The 21,054-nt window shown below is 54.6% G+C and carries 16 protein-coding genes and 3 pseudogenes; 4 read left to right on the top strand and 15 right to left on the bottom strand.

Annotated features, from left to right (window positions below; genetic code table 11):
- Positions 1–14: 14 nt before the first annotated feature.
- Together HB779_RS16215 and HB779_RS16210 are read right to left on the bottom strand one after the other, a co-directional pair.
- Entirely contained in the window at positions 15–1,001 is a 987-nt protein-coding gene (locus tag HB779_RS16215) for a methyltransferase (RefSeq protein WP_188343316.1), read from the bottom strand.
- 464 nt (positions 1,002–1,465) lie between these two features.
- Entirely contained in the window at positions 1,466–2,044 is a 579-nt protein-coding gene (locus HB779_RS16210; protein ID WP_188343315.1) for a TetR/AcrR family transcriptional regulator, read from the bottom strand.
- Positions 2,045–2,305: 261 nt separating this feature from the next.
- Between HB779_RS16210 and HB779_RS16200 the strand changes: the two are divergent.
- Positions 2,306–3,423: pseudogene (locus HB779_RS16200) on the top strand (efflux RND transporter periplasmic adaptor subunit).
- Positions 3,423–6,541 (top strand): annotated as a pseudogene (locus HB779_RS16195) (efflux RND transporter permease subunit). Before HB779_RS16200 ends, HB779_RS16195 begins: the two co-directional pseudogenes overlap by 1 nt.
- A gap of 16 nt (positions 6,542–6,557) precedes the next feature.
- On the opposite strand, the gene HB779_RS16190 reads toward HB779_RS16195, so the two are convergent.
- The gene (locus HB779_RS16190; protein ID WP_244642393.1) at positions 6,558–6,845 is read right to left on the bottom strand and encodes an MFS transporter; all 288 of its coding nucleotides are present in this window, start codon (positions 6,843–6,845) and stop codon (positions 6,558–6,560) included.
- Position 6,846: 1 nt separating this feature from the next.
- On the bottom strand, positions 6,847–8,352 hold the full coding sequence (locus tag HB779_RS16185) for an FAD-dependent oxidoreductase (protein ID WP_244642392.1): 1,506 nt from the start codon (positions 8,350–8,352) through the stop codon (positions 6,847–6,849).
- A 49-nt stretch (positions 8,353–8,401) separates the two neighbouring features.
- Between HB779_RS16185 and HB779_RS16180 the strand changes: the two genes are divergently transcribed.
- Positions 8,402–8,878, top strand: a complete 477-nt coding sequence (locus HB779_RS16180) for a MarR family winged helix-turn-helix transcriptional regulator (RefSeq protein ID WP_188343313.1) — start codon at positions 8,402–8,404, stop codon at positions 8,876–8,878.
- A gap of 58 nt (positions 8,879–8,936) precedes the next feature.
- On the opposite strand, the pseudogene HB779_RS16175 reads toward HB779_RS16180, so the two are convergent.
- The 8 genes and pseudogenes from HB779_RS16175 to HB779_RS16140 all read right to left on the bottom strand — a co-directional run.
- A pseudogene (locus HB779_RS16175) lies at positions 8,937–9,105 on the bottom strand (transposase domain-containing protein); the annotation flags it as partial.
- Between the two features lie 130 nt (positions 9,106–9,235).
- Positions 9,236–9,694, bottom strand: a complete 459-nt coding sequence (locus HB779_RS16170; protein WP_188343312.1) for a hypothetical protein — start codon at positions 9,692–9,694, stop codon at positions 9,236–9,238.
- A gap of 276 nt (positions 9,695–9,970) precedes the next feature.
- Positions 9,971–10,414: a hypothetical protein gene (locus HB779_RS16165; protein ID WP_188343311.1), complete on the bottom strand. Its 444-nt coding sequence runs from the start codon at positions 10,412–10,414 to the stop codon at positions 9,971–9,973.
- A gap of 43 nt (positions 10,415–10,457) precedes the next feature.
- Positions 10,458–10,949 (bottom strand): DUF2569 family protein, encoded by a 492-nt coding sequence (locus HB779_RS16160; RefSeq protein WP_188343310.1) that lies wholly within the window; start codon positions 10,947–10,949, stop codon positions 10,458–10,460.
- Positions 10,950–11,116: 167 nt separating this feature from the next.
- Positions 11,117–11,314 carry a hypothetical protein gene (locus HB779_RS16155; protein WP_188343309.1) on the bottom strand — a complete coding sequence of 66 codons (198 nt, stop codon included), beginning with the start codon at positions 11,312–11,314 and terminating at the stop codon, positions 11,117–11,119.
- A gap of 572 nt (positions 11,315–11,886) precedes the next feature.
- Positions 11,887–15,669: a vitamin B12-dependent ribonucleotide reductase gene (locus tag HB779_RS16150; RefSeq protein WP_188343308.1), complete on the bottom strand. Its 3,783-nt coding sequence runs from the start codon at positions 15,667–15,669 to the stop codon at positions 11,887–11,889.
- Between the two features lie 600 nt (positions 15,670–16,269).
- Entirely contained in the window at positions 16,270–16,866 is a 597-nt protein-coding gene (locus HB779_RS16145; RefSeq protein WP_188343307.1) for a tetratricopeptide repeat protein, read from the bottom strand.
- Positions 16,867–16,884: 18 nt separating this feature from the next.
- On the bottom strand, positions 16,885–17,319 hold the full coding sequence (locus tag HB779_RS16140) for an NUDIX hydrolase (protein WP_188345965.1): 435 nt from the start codon (positions 17,317–17,319) through the stop codon (positions 16,885–16,887).
- Between the two features lie 367 nt (positions 17,320–17,686).
- Between HB779_RS16140 and HB779_RS16135 the strand changes: the two genes are divergently transcribed.
- Positions 17,687–18,667 carry a magnesium and cobalt transport protein CorA gene (locus tag HB779_RS16135; RefSeq protein WP_188345964.1) on the top strand — a complete coding sequence of 327 codons (981 nt, stop codon included), beginning with the start codon at positions 17,687–17,689 and terminating at the stop codon, positions 18,665–18,667.
- A 3-nt stretch (positions 18,668–18,670) separates the two neighbouring features.
- Here HB779_RS16135 and gpt read toward each other — a convergent pair whose 3' ends face one another.
- The 3 genes from gpt to HB779_RS16120 form a co-directional block, all read right to left on the bottom strand.
- Complete coding sequence (gpt, locus tag HB779_RS16130; protein WP_188343306.1) at positions 18,671–19,168, bottom strand: xanthine phosphoribosyltransferase; 498 nt, start codon at positions 19,166–19,168, stop codon at positions 18,671–18,673.
- Positions 19,169–19,318: 150 nt separating this feature from the next.
- Positions 19,319–20,161 (bottom strand): universal stress protein, encoded by an 843-nt coding sequence (locus HB779_RS16125; protein ID WP_188343305.1) that lies wholly within the window; start codon positions 20,159–20,161, stop codon positions 19,319–19,321.
- A gap of 135 nt (positions 20,162–20,296) precedes the next feature.
- Complete coding sequence (locus HB779_RS16120; protein WP_188343304.1) at positions 20,297–21,046, bottom strand: competence/damage-inducible protein A; 750 nt, start codon at positions 21,044–21,046, stop codon at positions 20,297–20,299.
- Positions 21,047–21,054 lie beyond the last annotated feature (8 nt).

The raw sequence follows: 21,054 nt of genomic DNA, 5'->3' as shown, positions 1-21,054 counted from the left end.
TTCAAAGGTCGCGATCAGCCGGGGAGGCGCGCACGAAACAATGTGCAGCCGTCTGCCAGGCGCGATCTGGAAATATTCTGGAACCCAGCCTCGCTCATCCACGCGCGATACTGGGCTTCAGTGTACGATTCGCCGTGGCGATAGAGGTTCAAGAAGGTGAGATTCAGAAAGACACCTTCAGGCGGGCCGAGGCGGTCATCATCGACGACACCCCACCCCGCAATTGCGATCTCGCCTCCGGGTGTGAGGCAACGTGCTGCGTTCAGGATCGACATGCGCGCCTTGTCCGGAGGAAGGACCTGAACGACGGCCTTCAGGATCGCCAGATCGTGCCGACCGATCGATGGTGCGACCGTTATGTCCCCCGTTTCGACAACCACGTCGTCAGCACCGTATTCTGACAGGATATCTGGCGCGACCGCTGCGACCGTTGGGAGTTCCATCAGCGTGGCCGCAATTTGCGGCTGCTGCTCGCGAAGTCCAACGAGAATGGTCCCGGGGCCACCGCCGATGTCGATCACCGAACGGATCGCCGAGAGATCCATCTCCCGGGCCAGTTGTCGTCCGAAAATCATCGCGCCCGGTGCGAGCATGCGGCTGAAAGCTGCCGCGGCCTCGGGTCCCGCTTCGGAAAAGTCGTGCAGCGCAGTTGGCCGGTTCTGTCGCAGCGAATCTGCGGTCAGCAGGTCAGCGCCCCAGAGCTCGCGCAGGAGTGTATGATCGCCGCCACGATAGGTCGGCTTGGAGGCGTCGAGGAAGGCTGACGCTTCGGCTCCGTTGCGAAATTGACCGTCCTTGACTTCGAGGAGACCGATGCTGGCAAGTGCATAGAGGAGCCGCGACAGACGATCGGGGTCGACTTTGAGTGCGGCTCCAAGGCTGTCAGCACTTACCGCGCCGCCACCGATCTGTGTGAATATGCCAAGATCCAGCCCGGCGCGAAGAGCCAAGGCGGGCGGCACCGCTGCGATCAGGCTATCGATCCGGTCAGAATCCACCATGTCACATCTCCTTTGTCATGGAATCGAAGAGCATTTGTAGTCGCATGGTCAACATGTGGCGGCTTTCGTACTGGGTCTTGACCCAGAACCTTTTCTCTACCTCGCACTGTCATCCAGTAGCACTAAATCGTGAAGAAGAGAGGCTCGTCTTTACTCGCGCACTCTCCTCGCAAACTCTTATTGCCCTCATCAACAAGTGGTTCAACAAAGTTGAAGCCCAAAGGCGGTACGGAATACGTTTCACACTCAATGCGCCCGATGCGGAATGATCCTATGTGCTCGCGGAGTACCGCATAGCGTTTGTATCTTCCGCTTCCCGAGAGCTTATTCTCACCGACGTGTTCTGATCCGGCCAATTCAATGCGGTGTTCAGCATTGATCCCTGCGCTAAAATATCCGCGAACGTCAATCCGCGCTTAAAGGGTCGACTCAACTGCAGAACGCAGGAGAGCAGCATTTTTTGCTCATGACGCGGTGATCTTTTTAACCTGCTCAATGCTTGAATCGAAGAAAGCCTGAGCGAGGGCTTGGTCGTTAACAGTGCGCGCAAGTGTCATTGCCCCAACCATTATGGAGAGAATGGCCAAGGCTTTCCCCTTTGTCGCCTCATCGTCCTTTTCGGAAATCATACGTTCCAATATACCGAGATACGTCTTTATTCCTGTTTCGAATGAAGCCTTTACGGTGGCGCCTTGCCGGGCGGCATCCGAACCAAGTGCCACGACAGGACAGCCTTCCATCTTTTCGTCTTGATGTGCCGCACTCAAATAAAATGCGATAACGCCTTGCAACTCATCCATAGGGTTAGCTGCTGCTGCCGTAGACCACTGCTGGGTTGCACTTTCCAAAGCCCGGGCAGACGCCTGTGCGATGAGATCCTCTTTGGATACAAACTGTTTATAGAACGCACCCTGCGTCAATCCAGCGGCCTCCATCAGACCCTTTAGCCCAATTCCATCAAAGCCATGCTGCCTGAAAAGGCGGCTCGCGGTTTCAATGACGGCTTGGCGATTTTCCGAAGCTTGAACGCGACTTACACGCATTTTGATCTTCTTTCATTATAGATTTCGTTCGAACTCTATAATCGATAGAAGGTCACCATGCAAGTTTTCTCAGTTCATCATTGCCGTGAGCACATCTTGTGGGCAGCGCAAAATGCGAACTGCCGGCTTACCAGCGGTACACCAACTCGCCTCGCATGTAATTGCTTCTAATTTAGATTGCGTTCGAACTTTAAATTGAATATAGAGTTTGACCACAATCTAAATTGCGCCGGTGCGCGTATTCTCACGAGGATTATAAACATGAGGCGCAAACGGCTTCTTTTCATTGGCACACTGGTGCTGACGGCCACAGCAATCACGGCAGCTGTTCTTTTTCACAATGGCCAAAGCGGGACGCATCCGCTGCAACCGATCCCCGTGTCGTCCCGCAACTTGTCAAAATTGTCGAAACTGCCTGTGTGGCTGGCACTGTGAGATCCTTCACGGGCACGGTTGCAGCGCGCGTACAGAGCAATCTTGGGTTTCGCGTTCCGGGCAAGATTGTCGAACGTCTTGTCGATGCCGGTCAGCAGGTCAAGGCTGGTCAACCTTTGATGCGCATTGACGACACGGATTTGCGTCTGGCCTTGACCGCGAAACGCAATGCGGTTGTGGCCGCGCGAGCGGTCTTCGTTCAGGCGAGCGCCGACGAGAAACGCTATGCGTCACTGGTCAGGGACAAGGTTGCAGCGACCCCGCAGCGTTACGAGCAAGCCAAGGCCGTGCTGGACACGGCTGAAGCACAGCTTGCTGCGGCTGAGGCGGATGCTAACGTTGCCGAGAACGAAGCGACCTATTCCACTCTGGTGGCTGGCGCAGACGGAACGGTGGTTGCTGCTCCCGGAGAAGCCGGACAGGTCGTTGCTGCTGGACAGACTGTGGTTCAACTGGCGCATGCGGGGCCGCGTGAGGCTGTGGTCGCTCTCCCTGAAACGATACGTCCGGCGATTGGCTCAGAGGCGGAAGCCAGCGTCTATGGTGGCACCGGGCAGGGCGGGTCTGCACGCCTCCGGCAAATTTCTGATTCTGCTGATGCCCAGACCCGCACCTATGAGGCGCGTTACGTGCTTGGGGGAGATGCCGCTTCGGCACCACTTGGCTCCACGGTTACGATCACAATCTCTAACAGCGAAAGGCAATCAGAAGTCTCGGTGCCGATCGGTGCCGTACTGGATGACGGCAATCGCACAGGGGTCTGGGTTTTTGATCGGGGCTCTTCGACCGTGCGCTTCGCTCCCGTTCAGATCAAACAGCTCGGCGGGGAAACCGCCATTGTCACAGGTATCGAACTAGGACGGGAGGTCGTGGCGCTCGGGGCCCATCTTCTCAAGCAAGACGTTGCCGTCAGGACCACGCTTCAGGCAGAGGCAGCAAACTGATGAGCTTTAATCTTTCCGCGCTTGCGGTTCGTGAGCGAGCCGTTACCCTGTTCTTCATCGTGCTTTTGGCTGCGGCAGGTGTCTACGCTTTTGCCAAGCTCGGGCGGGCAGAGGACCCGTCCTTTACCATCAAAACCCTGACGGTCACAGCTGCATGGCCGGGCGCGACGGCGCGCGAGATGCAGGACCTCGTCGCCGAACCGCTTGAGAAGCGCATTCAGGAATTGACCTGGTATGACCGGGTTGAAACAACAACGCGGCCGGGCTTTGCTTTCTTGACAGTCACGCTGAAGGACAGCACGCCACCCGGTGCCGTCGAGGAGGAGTTTTATCAGGCTCGTAAAAAGCTGGGAGACGAAGCTCGAAACCTGCCGCAAGGTGTTTTCGGGCCTTTTGTCAATGATGAGTACTCTGATGTGAGCTTTGCTCTTTATGCCTTGAAGGCAAAGGGGATGCCCATGCGAGAACTCTTGCGACAGGCAGAATTGATCCGACAGGACCTGTTGCATGTGCCAGGCGTCAAGAAGATCAACATTCTCGGCGAGCGGCCAGAACAGATCTTTGTCGAATTCTCCTATGATAAGCTCGCTACTCTTGGAATCTCCGTACAAGACATAGCCGCTGCGTTGCAGAGGCAAAATACAGTCACGCCCGCTGGCTCCATCGATACAAAAGGGCCGCAGGTTTTCATCAGGTTTGATGGTGCTTATAACAATAGCCAGGCAATCGCCGACACTCCGATCGTCGCTGCCGGACGCACATTGAAGCTCTCAGACGTTGCTAATGTTCGCAGAGGTTATGAAGACCCCGCGACCTACATCATTCGCCATGAGGGTGAGCCCGCAATCATGCTCGGTGCCGTGATGCAGCAAGGCTGGAACGGGCTGGACCTTGGTAAGGCTCTGGAAGAGAGATCAACGGCGATCGCACAGACATTGCCCCTTGGCATGACGCTCGCCAAGGTGAGCGATCAGGCGGTGAACATTGATGAGGCGGTAGGCGAATTCATGTTGAAATTCGCAATGGCGCTTGGCGTGGTGTTGTTCGTGAGCCTGGTCAGCCTCGGTTGGCGTGTTGGCATTGTGGTGGCGCTCGCCGTTCCGCTGACGCTTGCCGTCGTATTCCTTATCATGCTGGAAAGCGGCAGGTTTTTCGATCGCATCACGCTCGGCGCACTCATCCTGGCGCTTGGACTGCTGGTGGATGATGCAATCATTGCCATCGAGGTGATGGTGGTGAAAATGGAAGAGGGTATGGATCGCATCAAGGCAGCCGCCTATGCCTGGAGCCATACTGCAGCACCCATGTTGTCCGGAACACTCGTTACAATCATTGGATTGATGCCGGTTGGCTTTGCCAGATCATCCGCCGGGGAATATGCCGGCAACATCTTCTGGGTGGTAGGCTTTGCGCTGATTGTTTCCTGGATCGTCGCGGTGATCTTCACACCTTACCTCGGCGTAAAAATGCTGCCCGCGATCAAGCCGGTAGAGGGCGGGCATCACGCGATCTACAATACTCCAAATTACCGGAGACTACGGGGACTTATCACGTTTGCCGTACGCCATAAGTTCCTGACGTGCACTGTCGTCGGCATCATCATGGCTCTCTCCGTCGTTGGAATGGGGGTGGTGAAACAGCAGTTCTTCCCGACGTCGGATCGACCCGAAGTGCTTGTCGAGGTCCGCTTGCCGGAGGGCACAAGCATTGAAACGACAACCGCCTCTGTTGAAAAGTTGGAAAAGTGGCTGAAGGACCAGCCCGAGGCGAAGATCGTCACCAGCTACATCGGCCAGGGAGCGCCGCGCTTTTTCTTTGCAATGGCACCCGAGCTGCCCGACCCCGCCTTTGCCAAGATTGTCGTGCTTACTCCTGATGCCGAAACGCGCGAGACATTGAAGCATCGGCTCAGGGAAGCGGTATCCGCAGGCCTTGCTCCTGAAGCCTTCGTGCGTGTCACGCAGCTTGTATTTGGCCCATATACACCATTTCCCGTCGAGTTCCGTATTATGGGACCTGATCCGAAACAATTGTATCAGATTTCGGAGAAAGCACTCGACATCATGAAAGGTGTGCCCGACGTCAGGCAGGCAAACCGCGACTGGGGTAATCGTACGCCTGTTCTTCGCTATATCCCCGACCAGGAGCGGCTTAATCTGATCGGCCTTTCGCCCGCCGAGGCTGCCCAACAGATGCAGCTTCTTCTGACAGGTATTCCCGTTACGCAGGTCCGCGAGAATATTCGCAACGTGCCTGTCATAGCCCGCAGCGCCGGCGAGAACCGTCTGGACCCCGCGCGGCTGGCCGATTTTTCGCTGATGAGCCGCGATGGCCGCCAGGTTCCCCTTGATCAGATTGGACATTCCGAAATTCAATTTGAAGAGCCCATACTCAAACGTCGGGATCGAACGTCAATCATCACTGTCCGGTCGGATATCAATGAAGCGACGCAGCCTCCGGAGGTCTCACAGCAGGTCATGACGGCGCTGCAGCCATTGATAGCCTCGCTTCCAGTCGGATACCGCATCGAAATGGGCGGAAATATCGAAAGGAATCCCTCAAGGCCAACGGTGCGCTCTTGAAAATTTTTCCAATCATGATCGCCGCCATGCTGATTGTCATCATCCTGCAGGTCCGGAGCCTTTCGACAATGACCATGGTTATGCTGACGGCACCGCTCGGCCTTGCGGGCGTGGTTCCGATGCTGATCGCTTTCAATCAGCCCTTTGGTTTCAATGCCATCATTGGATTGATCGGACTGGCTGGTATCCTGATGCGCAACACACTGATCCTGACCGAGCAAATCAAGGAAAATCAGGCTGCTGGCCTTGATGATTATCATGCTGTCATCGAGGCTACAGTGCAACGCACGCGACCGGTGATCCTAACAGCACTCGCGGCTGTTCTGGCCTTCATTCCACTCACGCATTCGGTGTTCTGGGGCTCGATGGCCTACACGTTGATTGGCGGTACGGCAGCGGGTACGGTGCTCATCCTCCTTTTCCTGCCAGCTCTTTACGCCGCATGGTTCCGCATCAAACCGACCGCGGATGACCTGCCCAAGCCTGCTGTGCTGACAGACGCAATGGAGGTGAACACACCAAGGGCAGCAGAATAGATGGAATGCTGCCCTATCACTTTCCGAAGGAAACCACTGGTTGAGCCCGCTTTCTGCCATATCGATCCGAAAGCTGGCAGAGCCATGGAGCGGCGGCAAATTGGCAAAGAGCCTCGGCTCCGAGGACGAGGCCGAATATCAGCGGGGTCGCGCCAAGGTCTTTGATAAAGAAGGGCAGGATCGGTAAAATGGCACCACTGCTCGCGTCATCAAGGCTGACGATCACGAAGGCTGGCAGTATCAGTCGCCAGTCCAGTTTCAGATTACCTTCTATAGGCTGGGAGGATGTCGTTAGACCGTCCATCTTATGCCTCCTGCCCAAGACCAACGCGAGCCAGGTAGGAGTCGATCTCACTGGACGCATCTTTCCCGAAGATCGCGCCAACATATCCGTCCGGGCGGATAATGACTGTTCCGCCATCGACAATGCCATAGGCTCGATTGAAGTGGCCTCCATTATCCATGAGGTCACCATCCGGGCCAACGTGATGCACCGTCAGGCCGCGACGGGACTTTGAGGACGCCTCCTGTCGCGCGGCATAGGTGATCAAGGTCCAGTGGGGACCTGTCAGTAGGTCGAACAGCCGTCTCGGTTGCCCCGCCGCCGCCATGAGCGGAGCGTCCGGCGCGCGGTCTCCCGCAAGTAATCCTCCGAGGCGTGGAGGAATTTCGGTTGATAGAACTGACTCGGGATAGCCGATATCGAGTTGGTGCACACTTCGTCCTCGCCGGATGTCGCCCCGCTTCATCGCGTCAAGAAGCCCAGTCGACAGTCCCAGCATCGCCTCCGCAACAGGACGACGCTCCGCCTCGTAGCTGTCCAGCAGACTGTCGTCTCCTCCATCGATTACAGCTGCCAATTTCCAGGCAAGGTTATAGGCATCCTGCACGCTCGTATTAAGACCTTGCCCGCCGGTTGGCGGATGCGTGTGCGCAGCGTCGCCAACAAGAAATGTGCAGCCGACGCGATAGTGATCAGCGAGCCGAGCGTTCATGTTAAAGGCCGACGCCCAGGAAACAGACAGGACAGCGATATCGGAACGCCCCGTCCTCTCGGCCACAAGTGCTGTTAATCCTTCTGCCGAAAGATCGATCTCGCCTTCTAGCGGGATTGGCCCTTGCACCTGGAACATGTCGGTGCCTGCAAGTGGGCAGATTGCGATCTGTCGCTGCATGTCTCCCTCGCCAAAACGGTGCCACACCTCGCGGCCCAGTCCGGTCAAAGTGACATCTGCAACAATTGCGCGGACACCCAACGTCTTTCCGGGAAACCCGATTCCAAGGGCATGACGAACAAAGCTCCGTCCGCCGTCAGCGCCGACAAGATAGCGGGCACGGATCGTGGTCTCACCGCTCCTGCGAGCGATTCGCGCGGTCACGACGCCTTTCGCTTCATCGAATGCCAGTAGCTCGCATCCGAATTCGGGATACAGCCCGAACTCGGCGAGCCGGTCACGCATGACACGCTCGGTCAGGAACTGCGGAACCATAAGCGGGATGTGATAGGGTTCGGAAGGTGAAGAACCGACGTCCTCGACAACGTCGCTGTCCACGAAGCTTTCATCGTCGCGATATGCGCGTTGTTTGGGGTAGACGCCGCCTACCGCAACGATTTTGTCGAGAATGCCAAGGTCTTCGAAAATCTCCTGAGTGCGTGGCTGAATGCCTTTGCCACGCGAGCCGCGAAATGGATCGTCGAGCTTCTCTATAATCCGAAACGTTATTCCGCGTCGGGCGAGTTCAAGGGCCATTGTCAGTCCTGAGGCTCCAGCGCCGCAAATCAGGATATCAACATCGTATTCGGTTTTCATTGTCATCTCCATGATGTATGTGTATTATGCACATAACAGGAGAATAGATATGCCGTCAAGAAATAATGTGCAAAATACACATATATCTGCGCAGCTTCGTGAGCTGCACAGTGCGTTGATCGATATTGTCAGTGTCATGAACCGTCCGCAGCGGGACGAAGCGATGGTACGGGAGGCAGGAATATCGCTGGACCGCGCGTTGTTCCCGCTGCTGGTCATGGTGGAGCGCTTGGGCCCAATTGGCGTGGTTGATCTGGCAGATCGTGTCGGGCGAGACTACACGACCGTCAGCCGACAGGTGGCCAAGCTGGAAACCCTGGGGTTAGTGGAGCGACAAGAAAACGCCGCCGACCGCCGGTCACGGGAAGCAGTTATTACCTCCGTGGGAAAGGCGATGACAGATCGTGTCGATGAGGCGCGGGAGCGAATGGGATTAGCAATCTTCGAGAGCTGGCCGTCAGGCGAGGTCGAGCAGTTTGTCACCCTTATGAGAAAATTTGCAAACGCGGTAAGCAAGGAAGCTTAATACCGAATAACGGAAACTGGACAGGCCCCTTTTGACCGCTTCGGGGCGAAAGGTGACTTCAGCCGTGTGTTCGCCCAGAGTAATCCCACGGCATTGGTTCGTCGACGCGGCTCTGCTTATGGACCATTGACGATGGAGGCGAGCGTGGCGGTAAGGTACGCTAACGGATCGACAGCGTTGATTCTACAGGTCTCGATGAGGGAAGCGATAGTCACCCAATTCCCTGCTTCGACAGTCGGAAACGGTTTGAATAGATCCCGTGAATAGGCTCGATATTGATATTCCCACGCAATAGTCCATCCGACGTAGAACACCCGGCAGGACTGCATATCGAAGGTAGGCGTTTACCGGATCTGTCTAAATCACGTTGGCGCGAAAATATTGTTTGACTGCAGCTTCCATCCCTTTTGTCACAAGATACTGTTTTACTGCTCCGGCAACCAAATTTCCCGCCACTGCTTTGGCAATGCTTCCGACTCCGGGAGAAAGATACACTGCATACATGCCGTCCAGAACAGCGGCACCAAAATATCTCTTGGTCATTGTTACATCCAATTCAATGATGGGATCGAGATCGGGAATTTCATCCGCCATCAAAGCGGCATTTGTGACAACCGTTGCCAACGATCGGTATTTCTGACTAGCGATCATGGTCTGTACGCGTTCGACTATGCTGACAGACCCATCTTCATTGAGATCCTTGTCGTCATAAAATGCTGCCGCGGTAACAAATTTTCCACCGATGAATCCCACTGCTCCTAACGGTTTCTGACGATAGTTGCGTACGATAATCCATTCAATCTTATCAATCGCCATGTCAAATCCCCTCCAAAACAAATTGACCGCCAAGCGATCTGTTTGAGACTAAAGGTAAAAAATAAGACTTTGTGTCGCTCTGATGCAACCAACCAAATGTACTAGCTCAAGGCGAGGGATTGAGTGCTGCCTTGAACGGAAGGGCCGTATTGCGCGATGTGATAAATCAGCAATGGTCTCATCAGTTGAAGCCCCGCTATCCTTCGGGACGGCGGAGTTTTTCGTGGCGATCAGTTTGGTTTTCGGTGTTTCACTCATTGAGATTTCCGGTCACGTTCACCGATGGAAAGTGGCAATCACCATATCGAGATAAATGCCGTTACTTGTGATTACACCAAACAGCGCCACAACTTTCACAATGTTGATCCACATGTAAAGCGTAGAGCGCGCTCTATATATTTTGTCGCCCATGATGAGTGGAGAGGGAAAGGCGCGAAAAAATTTTTCAGTTAAATTTAACAACCAGCCATATCTATTGACAAGAAACGGGGAACCGAACGCGATGATTGATATTCCCGGCAAGCTGCGTTCCAGAATCATCAGCGGATTGAAATAATCACTTAGAAAGCCATGCAAGGTATCCGATGGAGATACCTCGGCGTATAGAAGGTAAGAATAAGTGAGCGCTGACATCAGAAACATCGCGCCGTAGGCCTTCGCAATCAGTCGAAGATCATTTTTGGTATCACGCTCATAGTCACGGGCCAGAATTCCTGTCATTTCGGCTTCTTTCCGTCAATTTTGCAAGTTGTGTGACCGCGCATCAACTGCAAGTCCGAAACGTGTTTCTCACCCGCTTGGAAATTGCAATGTACAGGATGCCAATTGCACTCAGAACAGTCGTCAAAGTGGTGACAAGAAAAACTGGCAACATAACATCTTTTCGCAAGGCAGGGTCGGACGAGAAGAGCGGAGCTAATTCGTGAAAACAATAGACATACCACATCCGTGAGAGAACGGCTATTATCATCAACCCGATGAGCAATTTCGGTGTTCTGCGATCATAGTTGAAGAGTAGTTTCAGAGTCCAAGCCCCGAAAACTAGCCAGATCAAATTGAAAATGATGCCCCCAACGGTTGCATTATACAGTTTGGCTTCAATACCAGAGTTGAGAATACGCAAACCCCAACTATACAGATCAATCCCTGATTTTACGACCACGTAAGCAAAGATCACAACTATTGGAATCAACCACCCGCCGATCCTGACATTCGGCAGAACTGTTGTGGGTTCGCGTGGGGCTGTATCATCCATGAATGCTCACCCTCATCGGATAGTTTGGTTCTCGGGCTTTTTTTATAACCCGGGGATGATATTGGTTGGAAACGATGGGCAGGCGCCATCTGGCAGTCGTCGAAGCGATCAGAATAGTTCGCCGTAGCCTTCGAAGCCTTTATTTCATCGTGCTTTTCCGGTGAGAATTACTCGGTTAATTTCACAAAAATTGCCCCATATGATGATGAAGCGAACTGATGTCCCCCAACAGCCAGCATCGGATTGTAGGCCTTGCGCAGCAACCTTGCTTTGGTGTGCGTGTGGGTTGCTCGAATATTGGTGATGTCGGAATCAACTTCTGTCTTGAGGAACTGAGGCGGTTTCGGCTTTCCCCAGCGAAGCATTGAAAGCTCGAGTCCGCCTTCTTCATATTGGAGAGCTATCGGGGCAGGGTATTATTGTCGAACTCGGTTTTGTTGGTGCGGTTGCCAATCCCTTTGAAGAGATCGTGCATCGTTCATTTGGGTGATTATGACTAACTGCATTTTTTTCAGCACATTGCGGAATACCGTACCCAAAACCCCAGGCAGTAACAGGATAATTTAACGACCTTTGTTCTTTCTCCATTTCAGGAGATAGCCAAATCCAGGGCCAATAAGGATTCCCCCAATTACCCACTCTGCGAGGCTCAAGGGGCGCTCATCAGGATCGTGTCCCGTGAGGTAGAGAAAGAGGAAAAATGCCAATATGCCTGCAGCCAAGAGGGCCAATGAGATCCATAAACCCTTAGAAGAGCTTTGCATGGGGCTAAAATCCTTCCTATTGGCCAGGACAATTCAGAAAACAATCCGCAAATGTCATCGTTTTCAAAAAGGTGCATCCCAAGAATGGAGAACTCTAGTTTTTGAGCCAACCTTTACGCACTTGTGGGCAAACACGTAGTTTGCCCACACCCACACCACCATCAATCAACGGCTTAACTGCAGCCGCTTGTGCTTCCGCATGTGTCGCACTTCAGGCAGGTGCCGTTGCGCACCATGGTGAAGTTCGAGCATTCCGAGCAGCTGTCGCCGGTATAACCCTGCATCATCGATTTGATGCGGCGGTCAGACATTACCTTTTTGGCTTCAGCCTTTGCTTCTTCCGCAGCAGATTCCGCTGTAAGATCATCGAACAGCGCGGATGCAGCATGTGCATCTTCCTCGGCATGATCCTTGGCGCGTTCCTCATATTCACGCTTGAAGCCCGTAGCTTCTTCCTGCGCCTGTGCCACAACCGGTTTGGTTGCGACAGCCACCGCAGAGCGGGTTGCCAGCGCTGTCACATTAGACGCCATGACAGCCTTCGGTGCGCCAGCGCCAAATCCCTTGGGATCAGGCGCGCCGGGGCTGACCATTTTCAGGACAGCGCCACGGGTCAGACCCTTGGAGACCGGTTCGGTCTTTCCCTCGGAAATACCGCGGCCAAGCGAGGTATTGGAGAAGTCGGACTGATCCACATGGGCAAGATCATGGCGGTCGAGATAGGAGACGGCCAGTTCACGGAACACGTAATCGAGGATCGACGTGGCATTCTTGATCGCGTCATTGCCCTGAACCATACCGGCTGGTTCGAATTTGGTGAAGGTGAAAGCCTCGACATATTCTTCCAGTGGCACGCCATATTGCAGGCCGAGCGAGATGGCGATGGCAAAATTGTTCATCATGGCCCGGAAAGCAGCGCCTTCCTTGTGCATGTCGATGAAGATCTCGCCGAGACGGCCATCATCGAATTCGCCGGTGCGCAGGTAGACCTTGTGACCGCCAACAACTGCCTTCTGGGTGTAACCCTTGCGGCGGTTCGGCAGTTTTTCGCGGTCGTGGATATATTTCTCAATGATACGCTCGACGATCTTTTCGGTAACCTGCACCGCACGGGCGGCAGCAGGGGCCTCGATCAGCGCCTCGATTGCATCATCCTCATCGTCGTCGGAATCGGCGAGCAGCGAGGAATTCAGCGGCTGCGACAGCTTCGAGCCATCGCGGTAAAGCGCGTTGGCCTTCAGTGCAAGCTTCCATGAAAGCATGTAGGCGGATTTGCAATCATCAACGGTGGCTTCATTGGCCATGTTGATGGTCTTGGAAATCGCACCGGAGATGAAGGGCTGCGCAGCGGCCATCATACGGATATGGCTGTCAACTGAGAGGTAACGCTTGCCAATCTTGCCGCAAGGATTGGCGCAATCGAAAACCGGATAGTGCTCTTCCTTGAGGAACGGCGCGCCTTCCAGCGTCATCGCACCGCAAATGTGGATGTTGGCAGCTTCGATTTCCTTCTTGGAGAAGCCAAGTGCCGGCAGCATTTCGAAGGAGAAATCGTTGAGCTGCGCATCGGTGAAGCCGAGTACATTCTTGGCGAAGTCTTCTCCGACAGTCCACTTGTTAACTGCGAATTTGATGTCGAAGGCTGATTTCAGCGCCGTGTTGAGCGTGGCGATGATCTCATCGGTAAAGCCCTTGGCCTTCAGTGAACTCGGATTGATCGCAGGTGCCTGGTTGAGATTGCCGTGACCGACGGCATAGGCCTCGATTTCCGCGATCTGGCTTTCGGAATAACCGAGCGTGCGCAGGGCTTCCGGTACGGCGCGGTTGATGATCTTGAAGTAACCGCCACCGGCGAGCTTCTTGAACTTGACCAGCGCGAAATCCGGCTCAATGCCTGTCGTATCGCAATCCATGACCAGACCAATTGTGCCGGTCGGCGCAATAACAGTGGCCTGCGCATTGCGGTAGCCATGCTTTTCGCCCAGTTCGAGCGCCTTGTCCCAGGCCGAACGGGCATGGGTGATCAGGTCCTGATCCGGGCAGTCGGAAGCAATGAGAGCAACCGGGTTGACGGCGAGGCCTTCATAGCCCTGCTTTTCGCCATGGGCGGCACGGCGATGGTTGCGGATAACGCGCAGCATGTTGGCGGTATTGGGCGCATAGCCGTTGAAAGCGCCCAGCTCCTTGGCCATTTCAGCCGAAGTTGCATAGGAAATGCCGGTCATGATGGCGGTGAGGGCACCGCCAATGGCGCGGCCTTCAGCGCTGTCATAGGGAATGCCCGATGTCATCAGCAGGCCGCCAATATTGGCGTAGCCGAGACCGAGTGTACGGTATTCATAGGAAAGCTTGGCAATTTCCTTGGAGGGGAACTGCGCCATCATGACAGAAATTTCGAGAACGATGGTCCAGAGGCGGGCCGTGTGCTCGTAACCGGTGATGTCGAACTTGCCATCCTTGCCGCGATAGGTCAGCAGGTTGATCGAAGCAAGATTGCACGCCGTGTCGTCAAGGAACATATATTCCGAGCATGGGTTCGACGCGCGGATCGGGCCAGCTGCCGGGCAGGTGTGCCAGTCGTTCATCGTCGTATTGAAGTGCAGACCCGGATCAGCCGAAGCCCAGGCGGCATAGCCGATCTTTTCCCACAGGTCGCGGGCCTTCAGCGTCTTCATGACCTTGCCGTCCTTGCGGGCAGTCAGGTTCCAGTCGCCATCATTTTCCACAGCGCGCAGGAACTCGTCCTTCAGCGAAACGGAATTGTTGGAGTTCTGGCCAGCGACGGTGAGGTAGGCTTCTGAATCCCAGTCGGTATCATAGGTCTTGAAGTCAATATCCGTATAGCCCTGCTTGGCGAACTGGATAACGCGGTAGATGTAATTCTCAGGAACCTGGTTCTTCTTGGCTGCCTTGATCTCGCGCTTCAGCGCCGGGTTTTTGGCAGGCTCGTAGCAATCGCCATTGTCGGCTTCGCAATTGACGCAAGCCTTCATGATGGCGGCAAGGTGCTGCTTGACGATCTTGGAACCGGTGACGAGAGCGGCAACCTTCTGCTCTTCCTTCACCTTCCAGTCGATATATTCTTCGATATCGGGGTGATCGACATCAACAACCACCATCTTGGCAGCGCGGCGGGTCGTGCCGCCGGACTTGATGGCGCCAGCAGCGCGGTCACCGATTTTCAGGAACGACATCAGGCCGGAGGAGCGTCCGCCGCCGGAAAGCTTTTCGCCTTCCCCGCGCAGATAGGAAAAATTGGAGCCGGTGCCGGAACCATATTTGAAGAGGCGTGCCTCACGCACCCACAGGTCCATGATGCCGCCTTCATTGACCAGATCGTCAGCAACGGACTGGATGAAACAGGCATGCGGCTGCGGATGTTCGTAGGACGACTTTGATTTCGTCAGTTTGCCGGTCTCGGGGTCAACATAATAGTGGCCCTGGCCGGGGCCATCGATGCCATAGGCCCAATGCAGGCCGGTGTTGAACCATTGAGGGGAATTTGGGGCAACGCGCTGAGTGGCGAGCATGTAGGCTAGCTCGTCGCGGAAAGCGAGTGCGTCCTCTTCGGTATCGAAATATTTGCCCTTCCAGCCCCAGTAGGTCCAGGTACCGGCAAGGCGATCGAAAACCTGACGCGCATCCATTTCCGAGCCATAGCGGTCATCGGCGGGTAGGGCAGCCAAGGCTTCTTCATCGGCAACCGAACGCCACAGCCATGAAGGGACGGAATTTTCCTCAACCTTCTTCAGCTTGGCCGGTACGCCTGCTTTACGGAAATATTTCTGGGCGAGAATATCGGCGGCTACCTGACTGAACTGGGCCGGCACATCGATGTTTTCCAGACGGAATACAACAGAGCCGTCAGGATTTTTGATCTCACTCGTTGCTACGCGGAAATCGATCTCCGCATAGGCTGATTGATTCTCTTTGGTAAAACGCCGTTCGATCCGCATCTGTTTCGTCCTTGTCTCTATATATAGTGTTCATCAGGCGCTATGTGAAGAGGTTCAGCGCACCGTAAACACAAACCCGCCCTATCCGGTTTCAGCTCCTGAAACCGGCTCTGTCGCCGTTACCCATCACCGATGCAGTTTCCCGCTTCTGATCCCGGGCCTGGCGGCCCTTTTTTTGACGCCTGTTTTGTGACTCGTCCCAAGTGAGACTGCCACACTATCTGGTGTTGAATATGCCTGTAAACACTAAATATTGTGTTAAGACACCATTTACCCAACAAATATTTCTCTGTGCACAATACTAATTTCGCTGTTGCAAACGCGCGCCATCCTTCACGTGCGCCATAGGACGCAAGCTGCGAAAAACACTGCATAAACTGGAAAAAAGACCGGTCACATTACTCCCCGGTCACGCCACAAACGCAACGACTGCCCTATAAAAAGTGACTCGGGGGTCAGCGTCAAGAATTAGTTTTTTACATAATTGTGACCGCAACATCTTGTGTGTCACATATGTGGATAACGGGGAGAACTTTTTATGCTGTTTTTACAATCAGCTGCCCGGAAAGCCGCTCCCACTCGGGGCTGGTTCGGGCGTTATTATTTTGGTGCCTTGTCTTTCAGACGCTCATATTCAACCGCATCGCGTGTCGCATTTTCCGTATCGCCCTTGGCATTATAGGCAATGGCGCGGTTGTAATATGCTGTAGGATTGTCGGGTTGCAGCTGGATGACGGCAGTGTAACCGGCAATCGCTGCGTCAAGATCACCTTTCTTTTGATAGGCATAGGCCTTGCCATACAGGCTATCCACATCACCGGGCGCCAGTTTAAGCGCCGCATCGTAATCGTCGATTGCATGGTCGTAGTCGCCCAGATCGTGCCTGGCATAGCCCCGGCTGTACCATGCGTCTTTGTAATCCGGCTTTAAAGTGATAGCTTGCGAATAGTCTGCAACAGCCAGATCCAGCTTCTCCGCATCGAGGTAGGCATTGCCCCTGTCATAATAGGCCTTCGGGCGCAGTTCCGTGGGAGCCTTGTCGATCCAGGTTGTGCAGTTGCTGATTCGCAGTTCTGGCGCCGCCGTTACCGCATCTTCGATGCAGGCCTGCTCAATCTTTTTCAAATCATCAAGCGCCAGTGCGGATGTGGAAGTGGTCGCCAAAAGGGCGAGAACAAAGGAAAAGCGGACAGCCATATCGCAAACCCCGAGCAATCAGCGCAAACTGATAAGCGCCGGATCAAAACTCGCAATGAGGGCCTTTAGTTCCGGTTCTTCGACACGGCGTACGCATTCTTCAATGCTTACCCATTCAAGGCGGCGTTCGCCGCGTTCCGGCCAGTTCTTTTCCTGTTGTGAAAAATGCATGGGGTAAACATCGACAATAAAGTCGCCGCATTCGCCTTCGCTCATATCATGCTTTTCATAGCGATAAGCGCCGATAGAGAAGGGAGCCATGTCCCCGCGTGCACCAGCCTCTTCATAAGCTTCGATGCGGGCGGAATGTGCAAATGTCTTGCCAACCATCGGCCAGCCTTTCGGCAGCACCCATCGCCCAGTGCCGCGACTGGTGATCAGAAGAATCTCTGTCTGGTGCTTTTTGACCCGGTAAACGAGCGCAGCAACCTGACGAATTCTGCCATCCGGCATTTCAATCCGCTTTTCGGTCACGATCTCGTTGGCGTAATTTAAATTCAATGCTCCACTCTTTATTTGCGTTTTGTTTCAATGATTGTGGACCGATTCGTCCAAACAGCAATCACTCAATGACTACTGTTCCTAGCTTATATGCGACTTGTGTCCATTTTTTGAACAGCAGTGCAAAAAAATCACAGTGCTGTGGTCAGCGTTGAAATACCCGCTTTTACCCCGGCGGCTCTATTGAACTAAAGACAGGTAGAAAGCTGTGGCCACTCGGCGTACTCTGATTTCTGCAATCAGCGGGGGAGGCTCGATGGTATTTACACGCTCCACATATGATGCCGATACGTCGCAATTTCCAGATGGGGCCGCGCCGATGGATGAGGGCGCCAGCATCATTGCCTCGTGCGTCTATGCCAATGGCCAGCGGGTTGCCGATATTGCCATTGATGATGCAGGTGACTGGGCGCACAAGGAGGGGCATGTTGTCTGGATCGGCCTTCTCGAACCGAATGGCGAACTTCTGCACCGGGTGCAGAAGCAGTTCGGTTTGCACAGTCTGGCGATAGAAGATGCCGAACACGCGCATCAGCGGCCAAAACTGGAACAATATGGGGATGCCATCTTTGTGGTCGCGCGTACAGCGCAATTGATTGACGGCCGTGTGGCCTTTGGTGAAACCCACGTTTTCCTTGGCAAAGGTTATATTGTCAGTGTTCGCCACGGCGCATCCACATCCTATGCTGCTGTGCGCAACCATTGGGAAACGTCGCCCTATGCCCTGTCCAAGGGCGAGGATTTTATCCTCTATGCCATTCTCGATTTCATCGTCGACAATTACATGCCGGTGCTGGAATCCATCCATGACGAGGTGGAATCGATCGAAGACAGGGTTTTGACCAAACCCATGACCAACAGCGACATCGAGCGGCTGTATATGCTGCGGCGGGACCTTTTGCGTCTGCGCAACGCCATCGGGCCGCTGGTGGATGTGTGCGGGCGTCTCAGCAACACGGATTTGCCGCAGATACAGACAGCGATGCAACCACTGTTCCGGGACGTGACTGACCACGTGCGCACGGTTCAGGAAAAGATCGATGGTTTGCGCGAGGTGTTGGCCTTCGCATTTGAAGCCAGCCTGCTTGTGGGACAGAGCCAGGAAACCGCAATTGCCAAGCGGCTGGCCTCGTGGGCGGCGATACTGGCCGTGCCAACGGCCATTGCCGGCATTTATGGCATGAACTTCCGCTACATGCCCGAACTTGATAATCCCATGGGCTATTACGAAGTCATGGGATTCATCGCTGTTTTATGCGTGATACTCTGGTGGCGCTTCCGCAAGAATGGCTGGCTTTAACCGTCAGCCCTTATGGCCCTTGATGATAGGCACCTGATAGGTCAGACCCATATCCCATGGGAAATAAATCCAGGTGTCCTGCGAGACCTCGGTAACAAACGTATCGATGAGCGGACGGCCTTTTGGCTTGGCATAAACCGTGGCAAAATGCGCCTTCGGCATCATGGCGCGCACAACGGCGGCTGTTTTGCCGGTATCGGTCAGATCGTCGATAACCAGAATGCCTTCGCCTTCATTTTCCAGAAGACGCGGATCAACGTCCTTGAGAACCTTGAGTTCACCCTGTTCCTCATAATCATGATAGGAGGCGATGCAGACAGTCTCGATCATGCGGATGCCGAGTTCGCGGCAGATGATCGCTGCAGGCACCAGACCGCCGCGGGTGATGGCAACCATGGCACGCCATTCGCGCTGCATGCCGGCGACACGCCAGGCAAGGGCGCGGGCGTCCCGATGGAATTGGTCCCAGGAAACCGGAAAAGCTTTATCGGGCAGAGACATGGCGCACTCCATCAGGAAAAACGAAACAGGCGGAGGCTAATCCGCAAAGGAATGCGTTTCGCAATAGCTGGAAATGCCTGCTCATGGCAAGCCGCTTGCGCGGACTGCCGCACCAAACATGTGATTAACGGTTGTGACGGGTTGAATATCTCAACGAGACATCAGCGTCAGGCAGGGCATGTCGGATATGAACGAGCTCGTTACGCCGCCGAAAACCCACTCTTTCAGCCGTGATTGGCTGTACGCGCCCATCACCACCAGTGTCACCTTGTCCTCTGCAATCTTGCGGCGCAGGATCTTGTCGGCGGCCTCGCCATTGGATTCGAGAGTGAACGGATTCACGTTGACACCATGACGGCGCAGCGCATCGGCAAGCGGCGTGCCGGGAATGTCCATGTTCGGATCGGTGGTCTTCCTGGGATCGATCCAGATGACATCAACCCGTTCTGCCTTAATGAGGAAAGGCAGGGAATCGAAAGCGGCGCGAGATGCCTCGCGCTTGCCGTTAAAGGCAACAAGAATGCGGTCGATCTTGGCCGGCAGTGCTGTCTTGTAAGGCACGAACAGCACCGGACGGCCGCTTTCCATGACCAGTGGGTCTGTCACGTCGTTGACGCTGTCGGGATCATCCGGATCGGGTTGTCCGGCAACGATAATATCAGCGCGCAGGGCGCTTTGGGTTACACCCGATGACGGGCTGCTGCTTTCAGAACGGACAATGCGGAACTCGTGCGAGATTCTGCCTTTAGCCATTTCCTTGTTGAACAATGCGGCGATGGCTTCCGAGTTTTCCTTGTGGCGCTGTTCATGTGCCTCGAACAGGGTCGTATCGGCAAAGCCCGTGGGGTCCGCGTAGACGATGGGAGAGGGGATCGTGTAGAGGCCGATAATATGGGTGTGCTCGCTCGATGAGGCAATCAGCTTGGCCGCGCCCAGAACTCTTCCTGTCTCGCGTTCGCTGCGGATAAAAGCGATGATCGTGCGAAATGCCATGTAGGCCTCCATCGGTTGATACGTCGATCCTGCTATTGGGATCATTATACGCTTCGAACGCAAGACCGGCGCGTGTGATTTTATCGCAGGTGCGAAATAGAACGCCTGCCGACCGCTGCAAGTTCCTCAGATTTCTCAGGCCGGCGTTGCCGCTGTAAGCTGTTCGACCATGGTTCTGACAGCCTGTTCGGCTGCGGCAAGCTTGTCTTCGTCGCGCGCACGCACCACAAGTTCCGTAGAAAACCTGTTGTTGTCGTATTTTGGATAGGAACCGATGATCGTATTGGGATGCGCTGCCTGAATATCGCGCAGCGGAATGGCAATCGTGCCTTCGCCAAAGGGACAATTGATCGAGCGCGACAGCAATTGCTTGCCAACCTTCAGGGTCGGAATCACATTGTCAAGCATCGCCTGAAAGATCGATGGCACCCCGGCCATCACGTAGACATTGCCGATATGAAAACCCGGCGCCGTCGACACCGGATTGTCAATATGCACCGAACCGCGGGGCATCCGGGCCATCCGCTGGCGGCTTTCGGTGAATTCCATGCCGCGCGCCGCATAATTGTCGCCCATCAGCTTCATGGCCTTGGCGTCGTGCTCACAGGGTACGCCAAAGGCCTTGGAAATGGCATCGGCAGTGATGTCATCATGGGTCGGGCCGATGCCGCCGGACGTGAATACATAGTCATAGCGCGGACGCAGGGCATTCAGCCCCTCGACAATGCGGTCTTCCTCATCGGGTACAATCCGTACTTCCTTCAAATCAATGCCGACCGCTGTCAGAATATCGGCGAGATGACCGATGTTTTTGTCCTTGGTTCGTCCAGACAGCAGTTCGTCGCCAATGGCGAGCATGGCGGCGGTTACGACTTCATTCGTCATCACGATTC

The sequence above is a fragment of the Phyllobacterium sp. 628 genome (assembly GCF_014189505.1).
GTDB lineage: Bacteria > Pseudomonadota > Alphaproteobacteria > Rhizobiales > Rhizobiaceae > Phyllobacterium.
This window is presented reverse-complemented; position numbering and strand designations above follow the sequence as displayed.

Coding starts and splice junctions, on each gene's coding strand:
- HB779_RS16215 (WP_188343316.1), bottom strand. CDS start 1,001: ATGGTGGATTCTGACCGGATCGATAGCCTGATCGCAGCGGTGCCGCCC.
- HB779_RS16210 (WP_188343315.1), bottom strand. CDS start 2,044: ATGCGTGTAAGTCGCGTTCAAGCTTCGGAAAATCGCCAAGCCGTCATT.
- HB779_RS16190 (WP_244642393.1), bottom strand. CDS start 6,845: ATGGACGGTCTAACGACATCCTCCCAGCCTATAGAAGGTAATCTGAAA.
- HB779_RS16185 (WP_244642392.1), bottom strand. CDS start 8,352: ATGAAAACCGAATACGATGTTGATATCCTGATTTGCGGCGCTGGAGCC.
- HB779_RS16180 (WP_188343313.1), top strand. CDS start 8,402: ATGCCGTCAAGAAATAATGTGCAAAATACACATATATCTGCGCAGCTT.
- HB779_RS16170 (WP_188343312.1), bottom strand. CDS start 9,694: ATGGCGATTGATAAGATTGAATGGATTATCGTACGCAACTATCGTCAG.
- HB779_RS16165 (WP_188343311.1), bottom strand. CDS start 10,414: ATGACAGGAATTCTGGCCCGTGACTATGAGCGTGATACCAAAAATGAT.
- HB779_RS16160 (WP_188343310.1), bottom strand. CDS start 10,949: ATGGATGATACAGCCCCACGCGAACCCACAACAGTTCTGCCGAATGTC.
- HB779_RS16155 (WP_188343309.1), bottom strand. CDS start 11,314: ATGCTTCGCTGGGGAAAGCCGAAACCGCCTCAGTTCCTCAAGACAGAA.
- HB779_RS16150 (WP_188343308.1), bottom strand. CDS start 15,669: ATGCGGATCGAACGGCGTTTTACCAAAGAGAATCAATCAGCCTATGCG.
- HB779_RS16145 (WP_188343307.1), bottom strand. CDS start 16,866: ATGGCTGTCCGCTTTTCCTTTGTTCTCGCCCTTTTGGCGACCACTTCC.
- HB779_RS16140 (WP_188345965.1), bottom strand. CDS start 17,319: ATGCCGGATGGCAGAATTCGTCAGGTTGCTGCGCTCGTTTACCGGGTC.
- HB779_RS16135 (WP_188345964.1), top strand. CDS start 17,687: ATGGATGAGGGCGCCAGCATCATTGCCTCGTGCGTCTATGCCAATGGC.
- gpt (WP_188343306.1), bottom strand. CDS start 19,168: ATGTCTCTGCCCGATAAAGCTTTTCCGGTTTCCTGGGACCAATTCCAT.
- HB779_RS16125 (WP_188343305.1), bottom strand. CDS start 20,161: ATGGCATTTCGCACGATCATCGCTTTTATCCGCAGCGAACGCGAGACA.
- HB779_RS16120 (WP_188343304.1), bottom strand. CDS start 21,046: ATGACGAATGAAGTCGTAACCGCCGCCATGCTCGCCATTGGCGACGAA.